The sequence below is a fragment of the Streptomyces sp. NBC_00075 genome (assembly GCF_045041225.1).
In the GTDB taxonomy this organism is placed as follows: Bacteria; Actinomycetota; Actinomycetes; order Streptomycetales; family Streptomycetaceae; genus Streptomyces; species Streptomyces adonidis.
Window position 1 is genome coordinate 11,019,636 of the sequence record NZ_CP108243.1, and the last position, 17,692, is coordinate 11,037,327.

17 protein-coding genes are annotated in these 17,692 nt (G+C 69.7%); 14 read left to right on the top strand and 3 right to left on the bottom strand.

Annotation, left to right across the window (positions count from 1 at the left end; translation table 11 throughout):
- The first annotated feature begins 36 nt into the window (after positions 1 to 36).
- The 4 genes from OG787_RS48420 to OG787_RS48435 are packed head-to-tail and all read left to right on the top strand — an operon-like array spanning position 37 to position 2,723.
- Entirely contained in the window at positions 37 to 345 is a 309-nt protein-coding gene (locus OG787_RS48420; RefSeq protein WP_369029616.1) for a 2Fe-2S iron-sulfur cluster-binding protein, read from the top strand.
- A 48-nt stretch (positions 346 to 393) separates the two neighbouring features.
- Positions 394 to 963 carry a VOC family protein gene (locus OG787_RS48425; RefSeq protein ID WP_369029615.1) on the top strand — a complete coding sequence of 190 codons (570 nt, stop codon included), beginning with the start codon at positions 394 to 396 and terminating at the stop codon, positions 961 to 963.
- A gap of 13 nt (positions 964 to 976) precedes the next feature.
- Positions 977 to 2,173: an NAD(P)/FAD-dependent oxidoreductase gene (locus OG787_RS48430; RefSeq protein ID WP_405539862.1), complete on the top strand. Its 1,197-nt coding sequence runs from the start codon at positions 977 to 979 to the stop codon at positions 2,171 to 2,173.
- A gap of 37 nt (positions 2,174 to 2,210) precedes the next feature.
- Positions 2,211 to 2,723 (top strand): flavin reductase family protein, encoded by a 513-nt coding sequence (locus tag OG787_RS48435; RefSeq protein WP_369029613.1) that lies wholly within the window; start codon positions 2,211 to 2,213, stop codon positions 2,721 to 2,723.
- Positions 2,724 to 3,266: 543 nt separating this feature from the next.
- Here OG787_RS48435 and OG787_RS48440 read toward each other — a convergent pair.
- The 3 genes from OG787_RS48440 to OG787_RS48450 all read right to left on the bottom strand — a co-directional run bounded on the left by OG787_RS48440 (position 3,267) and on the right by OG787_RS48450 (position 5,800).
- Positions 3,267 to 4,109 (bottom strand): SDR family oxidoreductase, encoded by an 843-nt coding sequence (locus tag OG787_RS48440; RefSeq protein WP_369029612.1) that lies wholly within the window; start codon positions 4,107 to 4,109, stop codon positions 3,267 to 3,269.
- Between the two features lie 59 nt (positions 4,110 to 4,168).
- Positions 4,169 to 4,738 carry a chromate resistance protein ChrB domain-containing protein gene (locus OG787_RS48445; RefSeq protein WP_369029611.1) on the bottom strand — a complete coding sequence of 190 codons (570 nt, stop codon included), beginning with the start codon at positions 4,736 to 4,738 and terminating at the stop codon, positions 4,169 to 4,171.
- A 66-nt stretch (positions 4,739 to 4,804) separates the two neighbouring features.
- Positions 4,805 to 5,800 carry a fumarylacetoacetate hydrolase family protein gene (locus OG787_RS48450; RefSeq protein ID WP_369029610.1) on the bottom strand — a complete coding sequence of 332 codons (996 nt, stop codon included), beginning with the start codon at positions 5,798 to 5,800 and terminating at the stop codon, positions 4,805 to 4,807.
- Positions 5,801 to 6,008: 208 nt separating this feature from the next.
- On the opposite strand from OG787_RS48450, the gene OG787_RS48455 reads away from it, so the two are divergent.
- The 10 genes from OG787_RS48455 to OG787_RS48500 all read left to right on the top strand — a co-directional run bounded on the left by OG787_RS48455 (position 6,009) and on the right by OG787_RS48500 (position 17,649).
- Complete coding sequence (locus OG787_RS48455) at positions 6,009 to 6,317, top strand: 2Fe-2S iron-sulfur cluster-binding protein (RefSeq protein WP_405539864.1); 309 nt, start codon at positions 6,009 to 6,011, stop codon at positions 6,315 to 6,317.
- A gap of 119 nt (positions 6,318 to 6,436) precedes the next feature.
- Complete coding sequence (locus OG787_RS48460) at positions 6,437 to 8,782, top strand: transketolase-like TK C-terminal-containing protein (protein WP_405539865.1); 2,346 nt, start codon at positions 6,437 to 6,439, stop codon at positions 8,780 to 8,782.
- Positions 8,783 to 8,931: 149 nt separating this feature from the next.
- Positions 8,932 to 10,485 (top strand): FAD-dependent monooxygenase, encoded by a 1,554-nt coding sequence (locus tag OG787_RS48465; RefSeq protein ID WP_405539866.1) that lies wholly within the window; start codon positions 8,932 to 8,934, stop codon positions 10,483 to 10,485.
- A complete protein-coding gene (locus OG787_RS48470) occupies positions 10,482 to 10,979 on the top strand; it encodes an acyl-CoA thioesterase (RefSeq protein ID WP_405539868.1) in 498 nt (165 codons plus the stop codon). Before OG787_RS48465 ends, OG787_RS48470 begins: the two co-directional genes overlap by 4 nt.
- An 8-nt stretch (positions 10,980 to 10,987) precedes the next feature.
- The gene (locus OG787_RS48475) at positions 10,988 to 11,836 is read left to right on the top strand and encodes a VOC family protein (RefSeq protein WP_369029605.1); all 849 of its coding nucleotides are present in this window, start codon (positions 10,988 to 10,990) and stop codon (positions 11,834 to 11,836) included.
- Positions 11,833 to 13,116 (top strand): hypothetical protein, encoded by a 1,284-nt coding sequence (locus tag OG787_RS48480; RefSeq protein ID WP_405539869.1) that lies wholly within the window; start codon positions 11,833 to 11,835, stop codon positions 13,114 to 13,116. The genes OG787_RS48475 and OG787_RS48480 overlap by 4 nt, the downstream gene beginning before the upstream one ends.
- On the top strand, positions 13,113 to 14,819 hold the full coding sequence (locus OG787_RS48485; RefSeq protein ID WP_405539871.1) for an AMP-binding protein: 1,707 nt from the start codon (positions 13,113 to 13,115) through the stop codon (positions 14,817 to 14,819). Before OG787_RS48480 ends, OG787_RS48485 begins: the two co-directional genes overlap by 4 nt.
- 56 nt (positions 14,820 to 14,875) lie before the next feature.
- Positions 14,876 to 15,286, top strand: coding sequence for a heme-binding protein (locus tag OG787_RS48490; protein ID WP_405539873.1), 411 nt, complete (start codon positions 14,876 to 14,878; stop codon positions 15,284 to 15,286).
- Between the two features lie 109 nt (positions 15,287 to 15,395).
- Positions 15,396 to 16,649, top strand: coding sequence for a CaiB/BaiF CoA transferase family protein (locus OG787_RS48495; protein ID WP_369029601.1), 1,254 nt, complete (start codon positions 15,396 to 15,398; stop codon positions 16,647 to 16,649).
- Between the two features lie 61 nt (positions 16,650 to 16,710).
- On the top strand, positions 16,711 to 17,649 hold the full coding sequence (locus OG787_RS48500; protein ID WP_405539875.1) for a hydroxymethylglutaryl-CoA lyase: 939 nt from the start codon (positions 16,711 to 16,713) through the stop codon (positions 17,647 to 17,649).
- Positions 17,650 to 17,692 lie beyond the last annotated feature (43 nt).

Genomic DNA, 17,692 nt, shown 5'->3' on the forward strand with positions numbered 1-17,692 from the left:
GATGTGGAGCACGCCCGACGCCCGAGGAGCCGACAAATGATCATCATTCATGACCGCAACGACGTCCGTCACGAGCTCGAACCCCACGACAAGAAGGCTCTCCTTCTCCAGCTCCGGCCGATGAAGGTCGGGATCATCGGTCTGTGCAACGGCAACGCGGCCTGCGGGACGTGTCACGTCTACGTGGAGAAGGAGTGGCTGGACCGGTTGCCGGAGCCGGACGAGTACGAATCGGAGATGCTCGACGAGGTCGCGGAGCGCCGGGAGAACTCCCGGCTCTCCTGCCAGATCGAATACGGCCCCGAACTCGACGGTCTCGAAATGACGGTCGCTCCCAGCAGCTGACCACTTGGCAGATCCGCAGTACACCGCGCACAAAGGAGTGAACGCGTCATGGCCGAAATCAAGCCGAAGATCACCAAGAGTCACCGTACGGCGAAGCCGCTGATCAAGATCGAGATGATCTCGCACGGCACCCTGTCGGTGGTCGACATCCAGAAGTCCCGCCGCTTCTACGAGGAGGTCCTCGGCTTCGAGGTGATCCAGCACGCCCCCGTGGGCCTGCTGATCCGACTGGGATCAGAACACGTCTACGTCGTCATCGAGGACGGGCAGAAGAGCCCGATGCGCCTCGTGGACCACAACGGCCTGGACCTGGAGAGCAACGAGGCCGTCAACGAGGCCCACGCCACGTTGGTGAGCCTCAAGGAGGAGTACGGCCTGGGGCGCATCCACAAGCCGCAGGAGCAGCACGGCGCGTACTCGTTCTACTTCCAGGACATGGACGGCAACTGGTGGGAGATCCTCGCCGGCCGCGGCCGTGGATACACCTTCGCCTACGAGGACCCCAACCGTGACATGACCCAGCGGGACGACATCGACCCCGAGCGCATGGACCACTCCTTCGACGACGAGTTCGTGGGAGAGCTGGCGGCCAAGCGCGACCAGGCCGCGCAGGACTGAGGGCAGAGCGGACATGCTGAGCAACATCGTCGTGGTCGGCGGCAGCGTCGCGGGCGTGCAGGCACTGGAGACGCTGCGCGCCGCCGGCTACGACGGTCGGCTGACCCTCGTCGGCGCCGACCCGGAACTCCCCTACAACCCGACGCCGTTGTCGAAGGAACTCCTCATCGGCGAGATGGAGGAGGACGAGGTACGCCTCATCTCCGAGGACGACCTCGCGGACCTGAGGGTGGACCTGCACCTCGGCACCCCCGCGAACTCCCTCGACCCGGCGTCGCGCAAGCTGGGCGTGGGTGCGTCGCATCTTCCGTACGACGGACTGATCATCGCCACCGGATCCCAGGCCGTACGACCGCGAGGCTGGTTCGGCCTCGACGGCGTGCACACCCTGCGCACGCTCGACGACGCCCGGCGCATCAAGGAGGCCATGAGCACGGGCAGTCCGTCCGTGGTGGTGGTCGGCGCCGGCTTCATCGGCTGTGAGATCGCGGCGGCCGCACGTCACTTCGGTCTGGACGTCACACTCGTCGAAGCCGCGCCCTCCGCGCTCCAGCGGGCGGTGCGCCCGGACCTGGCAGAACCCGTCGTCCGTCTCCACCGTGCCAACGGTGTACGGGTGACCTGCGGGGTCGGTGTGGCCAGGCTCCTGGGCACCGACCGGGTCGACAAGGTCGAGCTGACGGACGGCACCGTACTGGACGCCGATCTCGTGGTCGTCGGGATCGGCGCGGTCCCGGCGACCGGGTGGCTGGCCGACTCGGGGCTGGCCGTCGACGACGGTGTCGTCACCGACGCGACGCTGCGGACCTCCGCCGCGGGTGTGTACGCGGTCGGCGACGCGGCCCGGTGGCCGCGCCCGGGAACCGACGAGACCATCCGGGTCGAACACTGGACCAACGCGCGGGAACAAGGGAGACGGGCGGCGCTGAACCTGCTCGACCCAGGGGCGGCGGAACCGTACTCCGGGGTGCCCTATGTGTGGTCCGACCAGTTCGGGCAGCGCCTTCAGCTCGCCGGAACGGCCCGCGCGGAGCATGTCCACTTCCTCGACGGAGGCCCGGAGGAAGAAAGCTATCTGGCTGTGCTCGGAGACGGCGAGACGGTCGTGGGCGCGGTGGGATTCGGCGGCAACTTCCGGCAGTTCAACAGGGCCCGACGCCTGGTCGCAGGCGGCGCCTCCTGGTCGGAGACGGTAGGCCGGGATGCATGATCAACAGCGCTTGCACCCTTACTTACATGAGGACCGCATGTCACTGGCGAACACTGTTCCGCACCAGGGCGGAGACATCGATCCGAGGAAATTCCGTGATGTCCTCGGTCAGTTCTGTACCGGCCTGACCGTCGTGACGTCGACGGCCGGCGGCACACCGACGGGATTCACCTGCCAATCCTTCTCGTCCCTGTCCCTGGACCCGCCGCTGGTGGTCCTCTGCCCGTCGAAGTCGTCGACCACCTGGCCGCGGATCAGGAACTCCGGACGTTTTTGCATCAACATTCTCGCGGACCACCACGAGACGCTCAGCGACAAGTTCGCCGTGTCCGGCGGCGACAAGTTCACGGACGTGGAGTTCGGCACCTCGCCGAACGGATCTCCGCTGCTCCCGGACGCCTTGGCCTGGCTCGACTGCGGTCTCCATGCCGAGTACGACGGCGGGGACCACTCGATCGTCGTCGCGAGGGTGCACGCACTCGACGCCGTTTCGGACTCGCGTCCACTGCTGTTCCACCGCGGCCGGTACGCTCGTACCGCCGAACAATGAGACCGATCTCGCGTACCACCGCCGACCGGGCGGAGCGCCCCCGCCCGTCGCTGCGGCGTGCGGCAGCAGCGCCCCGTAGCCGTGCTCTTCATCATCTGCTCGGTGACCGCCGGCAGTCTGCCGATGAGCTGCCCGGGCGCTCTGCCGATCGGCCTCGACCACACGCTCGCGCACCGAGGCGATCGTCCTGGCGGTTGGTCCGACCGTCGCGGAGAACCCGCGTCTCGCCACCTGTCGGGGTTCGGTGGAGGAGACGATGCCCCCCCCGGCTGCGCGCAGTCCGTTGGGCGCTCAGTGAGGCCGTGACCCTCCCGCCCGTCGGCAGCCGGATCGCCTCGGCCGCGGTCGCGAAGAGCCCGCCTTCGCTCGAGGGCCCCCTGTCCTGACGGCAGATTCGGACCGTCCGAGATCGGGGAGGTGCCCGGGTCACCCGGGCACCTCCCCACGGCATCAGCCCGTCCGTGTGCCGGCGACCGGATCGACGATCACCATTGTGGAGGACGTCTGTGTTCCTTCACGTCCTGCCCGGCGGGGGGCCTGCCGTCACCCCAGTTCCCGTGCCGCGACCTCCGCGAAGGTGGTGGCAGGGCGGCCGAGCAGCATTTCGAGCACCCGCGGGTTGCCGAGGTAGCCGTGCTGGTCGTAGTGGGCGAACGTCGAGATCATGTCGGCCGCGGCCATGGGGTTCGCGGCCGCGACCGGCGGCAGCGGGCCGTCGGCGACCGGTACCTGGCGGGTGATCAGAGACCTGCCCGTGGCCGCGGAGATGTCGACGGCCATCTCCTTGAGGCTTGTGAGCGGTCCGGCCAGCTCATAGGTCGCGTAGTCGTGCCCCGGCTCGGTCAGCACCCGGGCCGCGGCCTCGGCGAGGTCGCGCAGGTCGAGCATCGAGATGCGGGACTCGGGGTTGAACGGGAGGACGACCTCGCCGTCGGCGCCGCCGGCGAACATCAGCAGCGCGACCTGGGCGAACATCGACGGCTGAAGGATCGTCCAGCGCAGGCCGCTGTCACGCACAACGGCCTCGGCGTTCGCCTTGCGGATGTGGTTGCGCAGCACGGGTGTGTGCGGATGCATCACGGAGTGGTGGACGAGGCGCGGTACACCGGCGGCCACGGCAGCCTGTACGGCGTTCCCGACCAGCACGTCCTCACGGGGGTGCAGCGACGGAGGGATCACATGCACGGCCTGCGCACCGGCGAACGGCTCGCGCAGCTGCGCCGGCTGAGCGAGGTCCGCGCGTATCACGGCCGCCCCCGTGCCACTCAGCCGTTGCTCACCCGCGTCGCTGTGGCTGACCGCGACGACCTCGACGTCGCGAGACCGCAGGGCGGCGATCAGACTCCGGCCCGCCGCTCCGGCGGCGCCCACAATCACGATGCTCATCAGACGACCTTCCTCGAAGCCCCGGAGCGACGGCCTGGCGCGCGTACGGATGACCTTCCTCAACGCCGGACGACCCCTGGGGTGTTCAGTTGACTGTTTGACGATTCCGCGCCCGGCACGTTCTCGGGCCACGCCGACCGCAGCTCGGCGATCCGGTCCCAGAACGTCGCCGCACCGGTCCGGGGATCGCGGTGCCTGCCCCAGAAGTAGGCGTAGAGCGCGTCGTAGATCACCATCGAGTGGTCCAGGTTCCGCTGGTCGGAGGGGTGCCGCAGCATGATCCCCTCGGAGAGCGCGAGCAGGCCGAACCCGAGCGAGACGGACTCCTGCGACAGGTCTCCGAGATCACCGCCCAGCACCTGGTGGACGCCGGCGCGGACCCCGTCGGCGATGTCGAGCAGTACCGGGTCCGTCAGCTCGTAGCGGGCGAGGAGCTTGTCGAAGGTGGTGCCGTCCTCGTCGTGCATCCCGATCTCCGCACCCGGCATGGCGAAGGAGACGGCGTCCGTGGGCCATGGCCCGTCGGGGTCGATGAACACGAACTCGGCCTCGGGGTCGATGAAACGGCGGATGAGCCAGGGTGAGGCAACCCGGTCGAGGTGGACATCGGCTCTTGTGACCCAGCGCATGTGTCTCTTCCCAGGATTCCGATGGATTCGACGCCGGATGGACGGACGGGTGGGGCGGACGGTCCGTCAGCCCTTCAGCGCCACTCGGTTGCGCAGCGTCCCGGCACCCTCGATCAGGACCTCGACGAGGTCCCCGTCCTTCAGGTACGGGCCGTCGAGGCCCTGTTCCATCGCGGTGCCGCCCGGGGTTCCGGAAAGGATCATGTCGCCGCCGGCGAGGGGCGCGTACTCCGAGATATGGGCCGCGGTGGCCCCGAAGGAGTACTGCATGCCGGAGGTCGAACCGTCCTGGCGCACCTCGCCGTTGACCTTGCACATGATGCCGAGGCCGTCATCGGGGATCGGCTCGTCGACCACCATGAACGGACCGCAGCTGTTGCCGGTGCGGAAGTTCTTGGTCAGTGACCAGGTCAGCGGGCCGTGGTCGGTCTTCGACAGACCGAGCGCCGCGTCCCTGATGCTGAAGTCGTTCCAGGCGGTGAAGCCCCAGACGTCGATCCGGTCGCTGCCGGGCTCGTGTTCGCCGCCCGCAAGCACGACCGCCACCTCGGCCTCGTAGTCGAGCTTCTGGGTGCCGGGCGGCGGGGTGACCACCGCGTCCTGGCCGACGACGGTGCCGGGGATGACGTAGAACCCCCACGGCGGTACGCCACCCGCGGCCCCCTGCCGCACCGATTCCGGGAGCTCCATGGCTCCGCCTCCGTCCATCCCGGAGACGTGCAGGGGGAAGTTGCCGCCGAGGGCGAAGACACGGACGCCCGGGTCGGGCAGGGGCGGATCCAACCGCGCCGCCGCCAATGGCTGGACCGCCGAGGGTGTGTGCTGTCCGCTCCCCACGACATCCACCAGAACACGCAGGTGGTCGCGGACGTCCTGCCACCGCTCGATCAGCGGAAGCCAGCTTCCGCCGCCCTGGGGGAAGTACGGCTCCAGGGTCTCCACCAGTGTTCGCTCGCGCCGTCGGAGTTCATCCAGGCCGCGCGCGATGTCCACGACGACCTCGCCGCCCGCGGGGCCGACCACCAGGCCGGTGCCCGTGCCATGGATGCGCACAAGCTTCATGACGTTCTCTTCCCTGTCGAGGAACAAGCCCGATGTGCCTTACCCACTGCATCAACAAGTGTGATGGTTATTGAACATAGATGTCAATGATCAGGGATCGGCCGGCCGGTCACCCTTGACGAGTGTCGACGCTAACGTAGGATAGTTGACATACGTGATGGTCAAATCTTGCTGTGCTGCCCGCAGCGTGCGCGCCAGGAGTCGCCAAATGATCATTGTTCACGACCGCAAAGACGTCCGCCATGAGTTCGACGTCCCCGAGGGCAAGGCCCTCATGCTCCAGCTCCGGCCGAAGAAGATCGGGATCATCGGCCTGTGCAACGGCAACGCCGCCTGCGGGACGTGCCACGTCTACGTGGAGAAGGAATGGCTGGACCGGTTGCCGGAGCCGGACGAGTACGAGGCGGAGATGCTCGAAGAAGTGGTGGAGCGCCGGGAGAACTCCCGGCTCGCCTGCCAGGTCGAGTACCGGGCCGAACTCGACGGTCTCGAAATGACGGTCGCCCACCGCAGCTGATCGCCCGCCGGACACCCGGCGGAGCGTATGCGGCCGGTCCCTCCTGCGTGTCCTGCATTCATTGAAAACCGACCACGGCGCTGTTCACACCGGTCGCCGGGGAGTCAGAGAGGCAAGTCATGGTCGTTGGTGTCGCTTCGGCGGGTCCGGAGATACGGGACGATTCCCGGCGGGAGCTGCTGCGGGTTCTCGGCAGTGTCGAACAGCGTGTGCTGTGGCTCGCCACCGCGATCGTCGATCACGCCAACCGGGTGCGGCCCAACCCCTCCGGGCTGAAGGTCGGTGGCCACCAGGCGTCCAGCGCGTCGATGACCACCATCATGACGGCCCTGTGGTTCCACGAACTCACCCGGGACGACCGGGTGTCGGTCAAGCCGCACGCCTCACCCGTGCTGCACGCCATCAACTACCTGCTCGGGGAACTGGACCCGGCGTACCTCACCGAACTGCGCTCCTTCGGCGGTCTGCAGAGCTACCCCAGTCGTTCCAAGGACCCCGATCCGGTCGACTACTCGACGGGGTCGGTGGGCATCGGGGCGACCGCGCCGGTCTGGGGAGCCCTCGCGCGCCGCTACGTCGACGGGCAGTTCGGCGGTGCCGGAGCCGGCCGGCAGTACTCGCTGCTGGGGGACGCGGAACTGGACGAGGGTGCGATCTGGGAGGCCGTACAGGACCCGACCGTGGCCGGTCTCGGCGAGATCGTCTGGGTCGTCGACCTCAACCGGCAGTCCCTGGACCGCGTGGTGCCCGGAGCGGCGGCGGAACGGCTGCACGGCATGTTCGCCGCGGCCGGCTGGCAGGTCCTGACCCTCAAGTACGGGCAGCTCCTGGAGGACCTGTTCGCCCGTCCCGGCGGCGACGAACTGCGGCTGCGCCTGGACGTCATGGAGAACCCCGAGTACCAGCGGCTGCTGCGCTGCACTCCGCAGCAGCTGCGCGACCGGCTGCCCGGCACCGGCTCGGGTTCGGAGCCCATCGCCCGGCTGATCGCGGAGATCGACGACGACACGCTGCACAGCGCGGTCCGAAACCTCGGTGGCCACGATCTCGGGGCCCTGCTGGACGCGTACGACGAGATCGACGACTCCCGCCCGACCGTGATCTTCGCCTACACCGTCAAGGGGCACGGTCTGCCGACCGAGGGGCATCCGCAGAACCACTCCTCCCTCCTGACGGGGGACCAGATGGCGGAGCTGGCGACCCGTCTGGGCGAGGATCTCGACGCCCCCTGGCGGGACTTCGCCGACGGTACGGCGGAGGCGGCGCTGTGCGCCGAGGCGGCGGAGCGGCTGCGCAGGCCGCGCCTGGAGGCGCTGGAACCGCCCGCGATCCCCGCCGACCTCGGCCGAGCCGCCCCCGGTGGCGTCGGCAACACCCAACAGGCCCTCGGGCGCGTGCTGTTGGACCTGACCCGCAAGGCCCCGGGCGCGGCCGGCCGGATCGTCACGGTCAGCCCGGACGTCAGCTCGTCCACCAACCTCGGCGGCTGGCTCAACAAGGTCGGGGTCTGGTCCCCGGCCGAGCGCACCGACTGGTTCGCCGACGACGCCGAGACCATCCTGCACTGGCGGGAGAAGCCGACCGGCCAGCACGTGGAGCTGGGCATCGCGGAGACGAACCTGGTCGGGGTGCTCGGCGAACTGGGCGCCACCTGGAGCCGCTGGGGACAGCCCCTGCTGCCCATCGGCGTGGTCTACGACCCGTTCGTCAACCGGGCCCTGGAACCCTGGTCGTTCGGCATCTACGCCGGCGGCCAGTCCATCCTGGTCGGCACCCCCTCCGGTGTCACCCTCGCCTCGGAGGGCGGCGCCCACCAGTCGATCACCACGCCGTCGCTGGGCATCGAACAGCCCGGCTGTGTGTCGTACGAGCCCGCGTTCGGGATCGACATGGAGTGGTGTCTGCTGGCGTCACTGTCCAACCTCGGCAAGCCCGACGGCAGTTCGGCCTATCTGCGGCTGTCCACCCGGCCGGTGGACCAGAGTCTGGCCGCCGTGCCGGCCGATCAGGCGGCCAGGGAGCGTCGCCGGCGTCAGACGGTCGCCGGGGCCTATGTGATCAGACGTGCCGAGACGCCCACCGTCACGATCGCCGCCATGGGCGCCATGGTCCCCGAGGCGCTGGCCGCCGCCGACCGCCTCGCGGCGCTCGGCCACGCGGCCGACGTGATCTGTGTGACCAGCCCCGACCTGCTCTTCCGCGCCCTCCAGGCCCGGCGGGGGCAGGAGGACGCCCCCGGCTGGATCCTGGACCAGGTGTTCCCTGCGGACCGGGCCGCACCCCTGGTGACGCTGGTGGACGGCCACCCGCACACCCTGGCCTTCCTCGCCACGGTGAACAACGTGCCCGTGACCACGCTCGGAGTGAGCCGGTTCGGCCAGTCCGGCGCGCTGGACGACGTCTACCGCTACCACGGCATCGACACCGACAGCGTCGTACGGGCCGCCCTCGACCTCGTCGACTGAGGGGGACTGCCCTAGGAGCGCTGCTTTGGATCAACCGCCGGCCGAGCCCTGTCCTGCCCGACAATCGGCCGGCGGTTCCTTGTCCGAGGAAATTTGACGCATGTGAAAAAATATTGACTACAAGGTAGAACTCGGGGTATCTGTAGAACATGACAGTTCGACGTGTTCACGTACTCGGGGGCGGACCCGCGGGGCTCTTCGCGGCCCGGCTGCTGGCCCTTCGGCATCCCGACTGGCTCGTGTCACTGCATGAACGGAACCCTCCCGAGGAGACGTTCGGCTTCGGGGTCGGCCTCACCGGCGGGCTTCTCAAGGCGCTGCGGCAGGCCGACCCGGACCTGTACCGGGAGATCACCGAAGCGGCGTACACCTTCTCGTCGAGTGGCTTCCGGCTGCCGCAGGGCGATGCGAGCCTCGGCCGGTTCCACAGCGGCGCGATCAGCCGCGCGCGGCTGCTGCGGATCCTGCTGGAGGGGGCGACCGGTGCGGGCGTGCGGGTGGAGAGCCACTCGTGCGACGTGACCGACCTGCTCGACGACGCCGACCTGGTGATCGCCGCCGACGGGGCCTCCAGCGCCACCCGGAACCGCTACCAGGAGGAGTTCGGGGCCGAAGTCACCCCGGGCCGGGGCCGGTTCATCTGGTGCGGAGCCGATGTGCCGCTCGACGGCGGGGTGTTCATCCCGGTGAAGACCCAGGACGGGCTGTTCGTCGCCCACGCCTACCCGTACGGCGAGAAACGCTCCACCTTCGTGATCGAGGCGTCCGCCGACACCGTGAGCAGGGCCGGGTTCGGCGACCGGCGGTTCTCCAGCGAGGGCGAGTCGGACGACGCGGCGCTGGAGTACCTGTCCAAGGCGTTCGCCGAGCAGCTGGGCGGCGGATCCTTCTTGGGCAACCGGTCGAGATGGGGCTGGTTCAACACCGTGCGGTGCGCCCGGTGGCATCACGGCAAGGTCGTCCTTCTCGGGGACGCCGTGGCGACCGCGCACCCCTCGCTGGGCTCCGGGACGAAGATCGCGATGGAGAGTGCCATCGCACTGGCCGACGCGTTGGCGCCCCTGGGAGACGAACCGGTCACAGCCGCCCTGGAGCGTTTCGAGGAGGCGCGGCGCCCCCAGGTCGAGCGACTTCAGGAACGTGCCACGCGGAGCCAGCTGTGGTGGGAGTCCTTCGAGACGCGGCAGTACCTCAGCCCGGCCCGGATGGCCATGGCCTACCTCAGCAGGGCGGGAGCCGTGTCGCTGGACGACGTACTGGTGTCCGACCGGGAACTCGCGGCCCGGGCCCTGGCGGAGTTCGCCGGTGTCGAGCCGGACGAGGTGCCGGAATCGGGGGTCACGGACTGGGTGCTGGAGCGGCCCGTCAGTACGCCGCACCACCAGTACCCCCGCCGGCTCCACGACAGCCCGGGCCGGACCACCGTGACCGTCCGGGTGGACGGCGGCGACGCCTGGGGGCCGGACGGCACCGAACTGATCGAACAGGCACAGGGGTTCCTGCGCCAAGGAGCCTCGGTCATCCGGCTGACCGGCGAGGACTCCCAGGGCGCCCTGCTCGACCGCCTGGCCGTCGGGGAACGGATCAGAGCCGAGCTCCCGGTCCTCGTCGACGTCGCGGTCGGCTCCCTGCATCTGCGTCACGCCATCGACGGAGTGGTCGCCGGGCGAACGGACCTCGTCCACGTGACGGAGGGATCATGAGCACGGACTCGTGGGAGAGCGGCTCCGGACCGCTCCTGCGTCGCAGGTTCCGGGTCGCGATGGGCGACACGGACGCGGCCCAGGTGATCTACTTCGCCGCGCCCACCAGATGGGCCGAGAGCATGTCGAGCGAGTGGCTGGCGGACGTGGGGTTCGCCACGTCGCGGATGCTGGCCACCGGCTTCGGCCTGCCTGCCGTGCACGCCGAACTCTCCTATCGCAGCCCTCTCCGGCTGGACGACGAGCTGGACGCCACCCTGTGGCTGGACAAGCTCTCCAAACGCTCGCTCACGTTCCGCAGCGACTTCGCGCTGGTGGGCGCTCCGGAGCCGGCGGTGCAGATGCGTCTCACCCAGGTGTACGCGCGGACCTCGGGGGAGGGGCTGGAGTCCATTCCCCTGCCCGACGAACTGGTGGCGCATCTTCGGGGGGTCGGCGAAGGGGTATCGTTGCCCACTCCATCTATTGACACACGCGTAGAAAAATCGCCATGATGGAAAACATGGAATCGGTGAAGGGAACTGCTGTGCTTCTCCAGAAGGCCTCCACCGGCAAGGGTGAGGCCAACAAGGTCGGAACTCTCGGGGCGAACCACACCGCCTTCCCGTGCTGGGACCCGGTCGAGACGGTCCACTTCTACGGGGAGCTCCTCGGATTCCCGCTCGTCCACGCTGTGCCGGCCGTCGGCTGGGGCAAGGACGACAACCCCGACATGGTCCACTTCTTCTTCGACATCGGTAACGGAGACACCCTCGCGTTCTTCTACTACTTCGGCTGGCCGCAGCCGGAACCCGTCCACCAGGTGCTGCGACAGTCCAACCACATCGCCGTCGAAGTGCCCGACGAGGCGGCCCTGATGGCCTACCGCGACAAGCTCAAGGCCGCCGGGTACAAGGTCATGACGGTCGAGCACGAGACCATCGAGTCGATCTACGTGGACGACCCGAACGGGATCTTCTTCGAGTTCACCCGGCCGCTGCGGGAACTGACCCGGCTCGACGCCGACGACGCCCAGCGGACCATGGCCGGGCTGGCCAGGGCGCTCGAGTCGGGCGGCACGTCCGTCCAGGACGTCTGGCGCGCGAAGGCGCAGGTCAACTCGCCGGTCGGTGGTCCCGCCATCCACGTGGTCGACCAGCCCGAGTGGAGTGGCGCGGTGGACTACGCTCGCCGGTCCGGCCTCCTCGTCGAACAGCGCGACGGCTATGCCGTGATCCACAGCGACGGCCCGTTCGAGATCGACCGCAAGGAGTCAGGGCTGCACCTGGCCGTGTGGTTCACACTGCCCGCGGGTGGCCTGGAAGGCCGGATCACGCGGTTCGACCGCGACACACTGAGGGTGGAGGCATGACCGAGACCACGACAACCGGCACAGCGTCCGCCCGGGTCCCCTCGGGCCGCGGCAGGGCGACCCTGGCGACGGACTGGCATCCGGCGGCCCTGCCCGACAGGACCGCCATCAGCCTGCACACCCTGATCTCGTACGACGGCGAGGTGTCCCGGGGCACCCTCTACGAGCCCGCCGCGGCGAGCCGCACGGTGTACTGCCTCATGCACCCGCGCCAGGATCTGCAGCGGCACCCGTTGATCACCGGGCTGCTCGGGGCGGGTCACGCCGTCTGGGCGCAGGCCGGCCGCGAAGTGGGCAACGACCTGCGGCTGGTCCACGAGACCGCGCTGCTGGACGTCGCCGCCGGCATGGAGTTCCTGCGCGAGCGCGGCTTCGAGCACATCGTGCTGATCGGCCACTCCGGGGGAGCGGGCCTCTACTCCTTCTATGCCGAACAGTCACTGACGGCCCCCTCGGACCGCATCGCCCGTACGCCGGGCGGGGCGCCGGTCAAGCTGGGGGAGGCACCGATGCCGGCGCCGGACGGGCTCGTCCTCGTCGCCCCGCACCCCGGACAGGGGCGCCTACTGCTGTCGATGATCGACCCCTCGGTCACGGACGAGGGCGACCCCTTCTCGGTGGACGCGGACCTCGACCCGTACAACCCGGCGAACGGCTTCGGCGAGGCTCCCGAGGGCTCGCGCTACTCACCCGAGTTCCTCGACCGTTACCGGGCGGCGCAGCACGCCCGGGTCGCGCGGCTCGACGAGTGGGCGCGTGAACTGATCGCAGGCCAGCTCGCGGCCCGCAAGCGGTTCAAGGGTGGCTCGGGTGACGCGGCGGACCGGCGACGCAGTGTCCTCACGCCGATCATCACCACCTACCGGACGGACGCCGACCCCCGCTGCACCGACCTCCGCCTGGACCCGTCCGACCGGCCCTACGGTTCGGTGATCAGCGCACGGCCGTCGGTGTCGAACTACGGAGTCACCGGCTTCGGACGCCTGACCACCCCGGAGGCATGGCTGTCGACCTGGTCCGGCATCTCGTCGAACGCGTCACTGATCCGCTCCCTGAGCGGGGTGACGATCCCTACCCTGGTCATCGAGTACACCGGTGACTGCTCGGTGTTCCCCGGCGATGTCCAGGACGCCCTGGCCGCCCTGAAGTCGGACGACGCCACCCATCTGCGCATCCGGGCCGACCACTTCGGCAGACCACTCGCCGAGGGCGACGAGTCCGGGACCGCAGCGGCAGTACGCGAGCTGGTTCCCTGGACAGAGGAGCGACTGAGCCGATGAACACCACCTCCGAGTCAGCGTCGACTTCGGAAACGAACAGCCCCGACGTCGTCGCCTTCCCCGAAGAGGCGGTACGCCGCTACCGCGCGGCCGGCGTGTGGTCCGACCGCACACTGGCGCAGGAGTTCCGCGCGATGGCGGACACGCACCCCGACCGTCTCGCGGTGCTCACGCCCGACGCGCGCCTCACCTATGCCGAACTGGACCGGCGCACCGACCTGATCGCCCTGGGGCTGCGGGACCTCGGACTGCGGCCCGGCGACCGGGTGCTGTTGCAGGTGACCAACCATGTCTGGACCGTGCTGGCGTGGTACGGGCTGCTCAAGGCCGGGCTGGTGCCCATCGCCACCCTGGCCCAGCACCGCCGGCACGAGATCCTCGAGATCGCCCGCCAGTCCGAACCGGCGGCGCACCTCATCGAGCCCGGCTTCCGCGGCCACGACCTGGCCGCCCTCGCGGCGGAAGTGGCCAAGGAGCAGCCGACGCTGCGCCGACTGCTCACCGTCGGAACGGCATCGCCGCCCGCGGGCGCCATCGCCCTGGAGACACTGGAGTCGTCGGGTCGCGCCGAGGATCCCGCAATCGCCCGCGCCGCCGTGGAGGAGATCCAGGAGGCCATCCCCGGCGATTCGCTGGGCGTGCTCCAGCTCTCCGGGGGCACCACGAACATCCCCAAACTGATTCCCCGGCTGCACACCGAGTACTGGTACAACGCCCGCACCTACGCCGAGGCCATCGACCTCGACTCCACCGGCACGGTCGCCCATCTCCTTCCCATGGTGCACAACGCGGGCATCGTCTGCGGACTGCACGCCGCGCACTCCGTGGGCGGCTGCTTCGCACTCGCCGCCCCGGAAGCCACCCAGGTGAAGGCGATCGCCCCGCCCCTCACGCACACGATGCTGTCTCCGGCGCTGGCGGCCATGGTGAGGCAGGACCCCGAGCTGTTCGACGCGCTGGACGGACTACGCGTGCTCGTGTGGGTGAACGGCCCGCTGTCGGCCGACATCGTGGCAGCCTTCGAGACACCGTCGCGCACGATCATCCAGATGTTCGGCATGGGCGAGGGTCTGTGCATGGTCACGCCCACCGCGGCGCCCGCCGAGATCAGGCACCGCACCGTGGGCACTCCGGTCACCCCGTTCGACGAGGCCCGCGTGTACGCACCGGGGACCGAGGAGCTCGTACCGCCGGGGACCCCGGGCGAGCTGTGCGCCCGTGGCCCGTACACCATCCGGGGCTACTTCCGCGCGCCGGAGCGCAACGCCGAGGCCTTCACCGCCGACGGCTTCTACCGCACCGGCGACATCGTCGTCGAGGTCCCGCACGACGGCCGCAGTTTCTATCGGCTCGAGGACCGCATCAAGGACCTGATCAACCGGGGCGGCGAGAAGGTCAACGCCGCGGAGATCGAGCACCTGCTCGTCCGGCACCCCGCCGTGGAGCGCGCGGCCCTGGTCGCCATGCCCGACGAACGGCTCGGGGAACGCGCCTGTGCCTTCATCGTTCCCAAGCTCGGTGCCCAGGCCCCCGACCTCGGCGAGGTCCAGCGGTACCTCGACGGGATCGGTGTCGCCAAGTTCAAGTGGCCCGAGCGCATCGAACTGATCGAGGAGTTCCCCTTGACCAACATCTCCAAGGTCGACAAGCGCGTCCTCAGAGGCAGGATCACGGACATCCTCGCCGCCGAACGCCCCCAGTGATCACTCAACTCCCCAGTCGTGCTCGACGTCTTGGCTTACCTCGGGAAGGCAACAACATGTCCGAAACCGTGATCACCGAACAGCTCGGCGAGCGGGGCGCACTGAAGATGCTGAAGTTCGCCGTCGAGAAGGCCCGCGAACTCGGCACCCCGGTCGGCGTCGGCATCGTGGACGCCGGCGGTCATCTGCGGGCCTGGGCCCTGATGGACGGCGCCCCGAAACTGGCGTACGACGTCGTGCTGAAGAAGGCGCGGACGGCGGCGTACATCGGTAGGCCGACCGGTGACGTTCCGCCCGAGCCGGCCGCCGCTCTGAGCCAGGCCGCCGCCGACTTCGTCAACCTGCCCGGCGGGCTGCCGGTGATCAAGGACGGTCAGGTGCTCGGCGCCATCGCCGTCGGCGGCGGTGATCCCAAGACCGAGGTCGTCGTGGCGGAGGCGGGCATCTCCGCACTCGACCTGACCTGACGGCCCCAAGTCGCCCGCAGGGCAGCGGCCCTGACGACTCTTCAGCTGTCCTGCGGGTCACCTTCCCGCCGCCTCCCGAGCCGGGGCGGCCCACGATCGAAGGAGCGTCATGCCGGTGCGTGCGGAAGTCGAAGACGCCGCCGAGGCTGCACGGAACGAGGTGACCGGCGGTGCGCTGTCCGGCGTACGGGTGCTGGAGATCGGCTCCATCGTCGCGGGCCCCTTCGCCGGGCGGCTGCTCGCGGACCACGGCGCCGACGTCATCAAGATCGAGGCTCCCGGCCGTCCGGACCCCCTGCGGGACTGGGGGCAACACGCCTACCGCGGGCATCGGCTGTGGTGGACGATCCACGCCCGCAACAAGAGGTGCGTCACCCTCGACCTGCGTTCGGAACGCGGACAGGACCTGTTCCTCGACCTCGTACGTCAGGCCGACGTCGTGATCGAGAACTTCCGTCCGGGCACGCTGGAGCGCTGGAACCTTGGCTACGACCGGCTGGGCGCGGCCAACCGGGGCCTCGTCCTAGCCCGGGTGTCGGGCTTCGGACAGACGGGCCCCTACCGCCACCGTCCGGGCTACGCCTCGGTGGCCGAGGCCATGGGCGGGCTACGGGCGATCAACGGATTCCCCGGCCAGGCGCCACCCCGCATGGCGGTGTCCCTCGGCGACTCGCTCGCCGGGATGTTCGCTGTGCAGGGCGTCCTCGCCGCCCTGCTCCACCGGCAGCGCACGGGCCAGGGACAGGTGGTCGACGTGGCCCTGACCGAGTCCTCGCTCGCCCTGCTGGAGTCGGTGATCCCGGAGTACGACCGGCTCGGCAAGGTCCGTCAGCCCTCGGGGACCCGGCTCGACGGCATCGCCCCCTCGAATCTCTTCCGTACCAAGGACGAGAAGTGGCTGATCGTGGCGGCCAACCAGGACACGGTCTTCCGGCGGCTGTGCACGGTGATGGAACGCCCCGAACTGGCCGTGGACCCGCGCTTCGCCACCCATGTGGCCCGCGGGGAGCACCAGGACCTGATCGAGTCGATCGTCGCGGACTGGGTGTCCGAGCGGACGGCCGACGAGACGCTGTCCCGGCTGGAGGAGGCGGACGTCGTCGCCGGCCCGGTGTACACGGCCGCGGACATCGTCGCCGACCCTCAGTTCCGGGCCCGGGACATGCTCGTACCCCATCACGACGAACGCCTCGGCGAGGACGTCCTCGGCCCCGGTGTCGTACCGCGGCTGTCCGGGACACCCGGCGCGGTGCGCTGGGCGGGCCCGCCGGAACCCGGGTGGCACAACGAGGAGGTCTACGGCCAACTCCTCGCCCTGGGACCGGACGAGATCGCGGAACTGCGACGCGAGGGTGTCGTGTGACACCCCTCGGCGCCATGGACCTGCCGGACTTGATGGACTTGAGCGAAGGATCCGAACCCCCATGAGGACGACACTGCCGCCGCTGCCTCCCCGCATCAACCTGCGTGAAGTGGGCCCGCGCGACGGTCTGCAGATCGAACGCCCGATCCCCACCGCCGAGAAGATCCGGCTGCTGGAACTGCTCGTGCGCAGCGGCCTGAAGCGCATCGAGGCGACCGCCTTCGTCTCCCCGCGTGCCGTGCCCGCCATGGCGGACGCCCGTGAGGTCGCGGCGACGCTGTACCAGTGGCCGGACGTCCAGTGGTCCGCGCTCGTGGCGAGCGAGGGCGGAGCCCATAGAGCCCTGGAGGCGGGGGTCCGCAACATCGAGTACGTCGTGTCCGCCGCGGACGGCCACAGCCACGCCAACGTCAGGCGCACGACCGCCGAGTCGCTCGCCGGGGTCGGCAGGATCGCCGACCTGGTGCACGACGCGGGCGGCACCTGCGAGGTCATCGTCGCCACCGCATGGGACTGCCCCTTCGACGGCCCGACAGCGGACGACCGCGTTCTGCACATCGCGCGGGAAGCGGTGTCCCAGGGAGCCGACGTCCTGTGCCTGGGCGACACCATCGGGACCGCCACCCCCCTCCGGGTCGTCCAACTGATCGGCGCCGTACGGGAGATCGCCCCGGGCATTCCCGTGGGCCTGCACATGCACAACACGCGCGGCGCCGGACTCGCGTGCGTCCTGGCGGCCATGCAGATCGGCGTCGTCGACATCGACGCGTCCATCGGCGGACTGGGCGGCTGCCCGTTCGCACCGGGGGCCAGCGGCAACGTGCCCACCGAGGAACTCGTCTATCTCAGCGAGGAGATGGGTGTGGCCACCGGGTGCGATCTGAACGCTCTCGTCAGAGCCGCGGGTTTTGCCCAGCGGGCCGTCGGCCGGGAGCTGCCGAGCGGGGTGCTCAAGGCGGGCGGCAGGCCCGGAGCCCCGAGCCCGGTGCCCGCGCACTGAACCCGGCACCGAGGAGGGCGGCCCCCTTGCGGGAGCCGCCCTC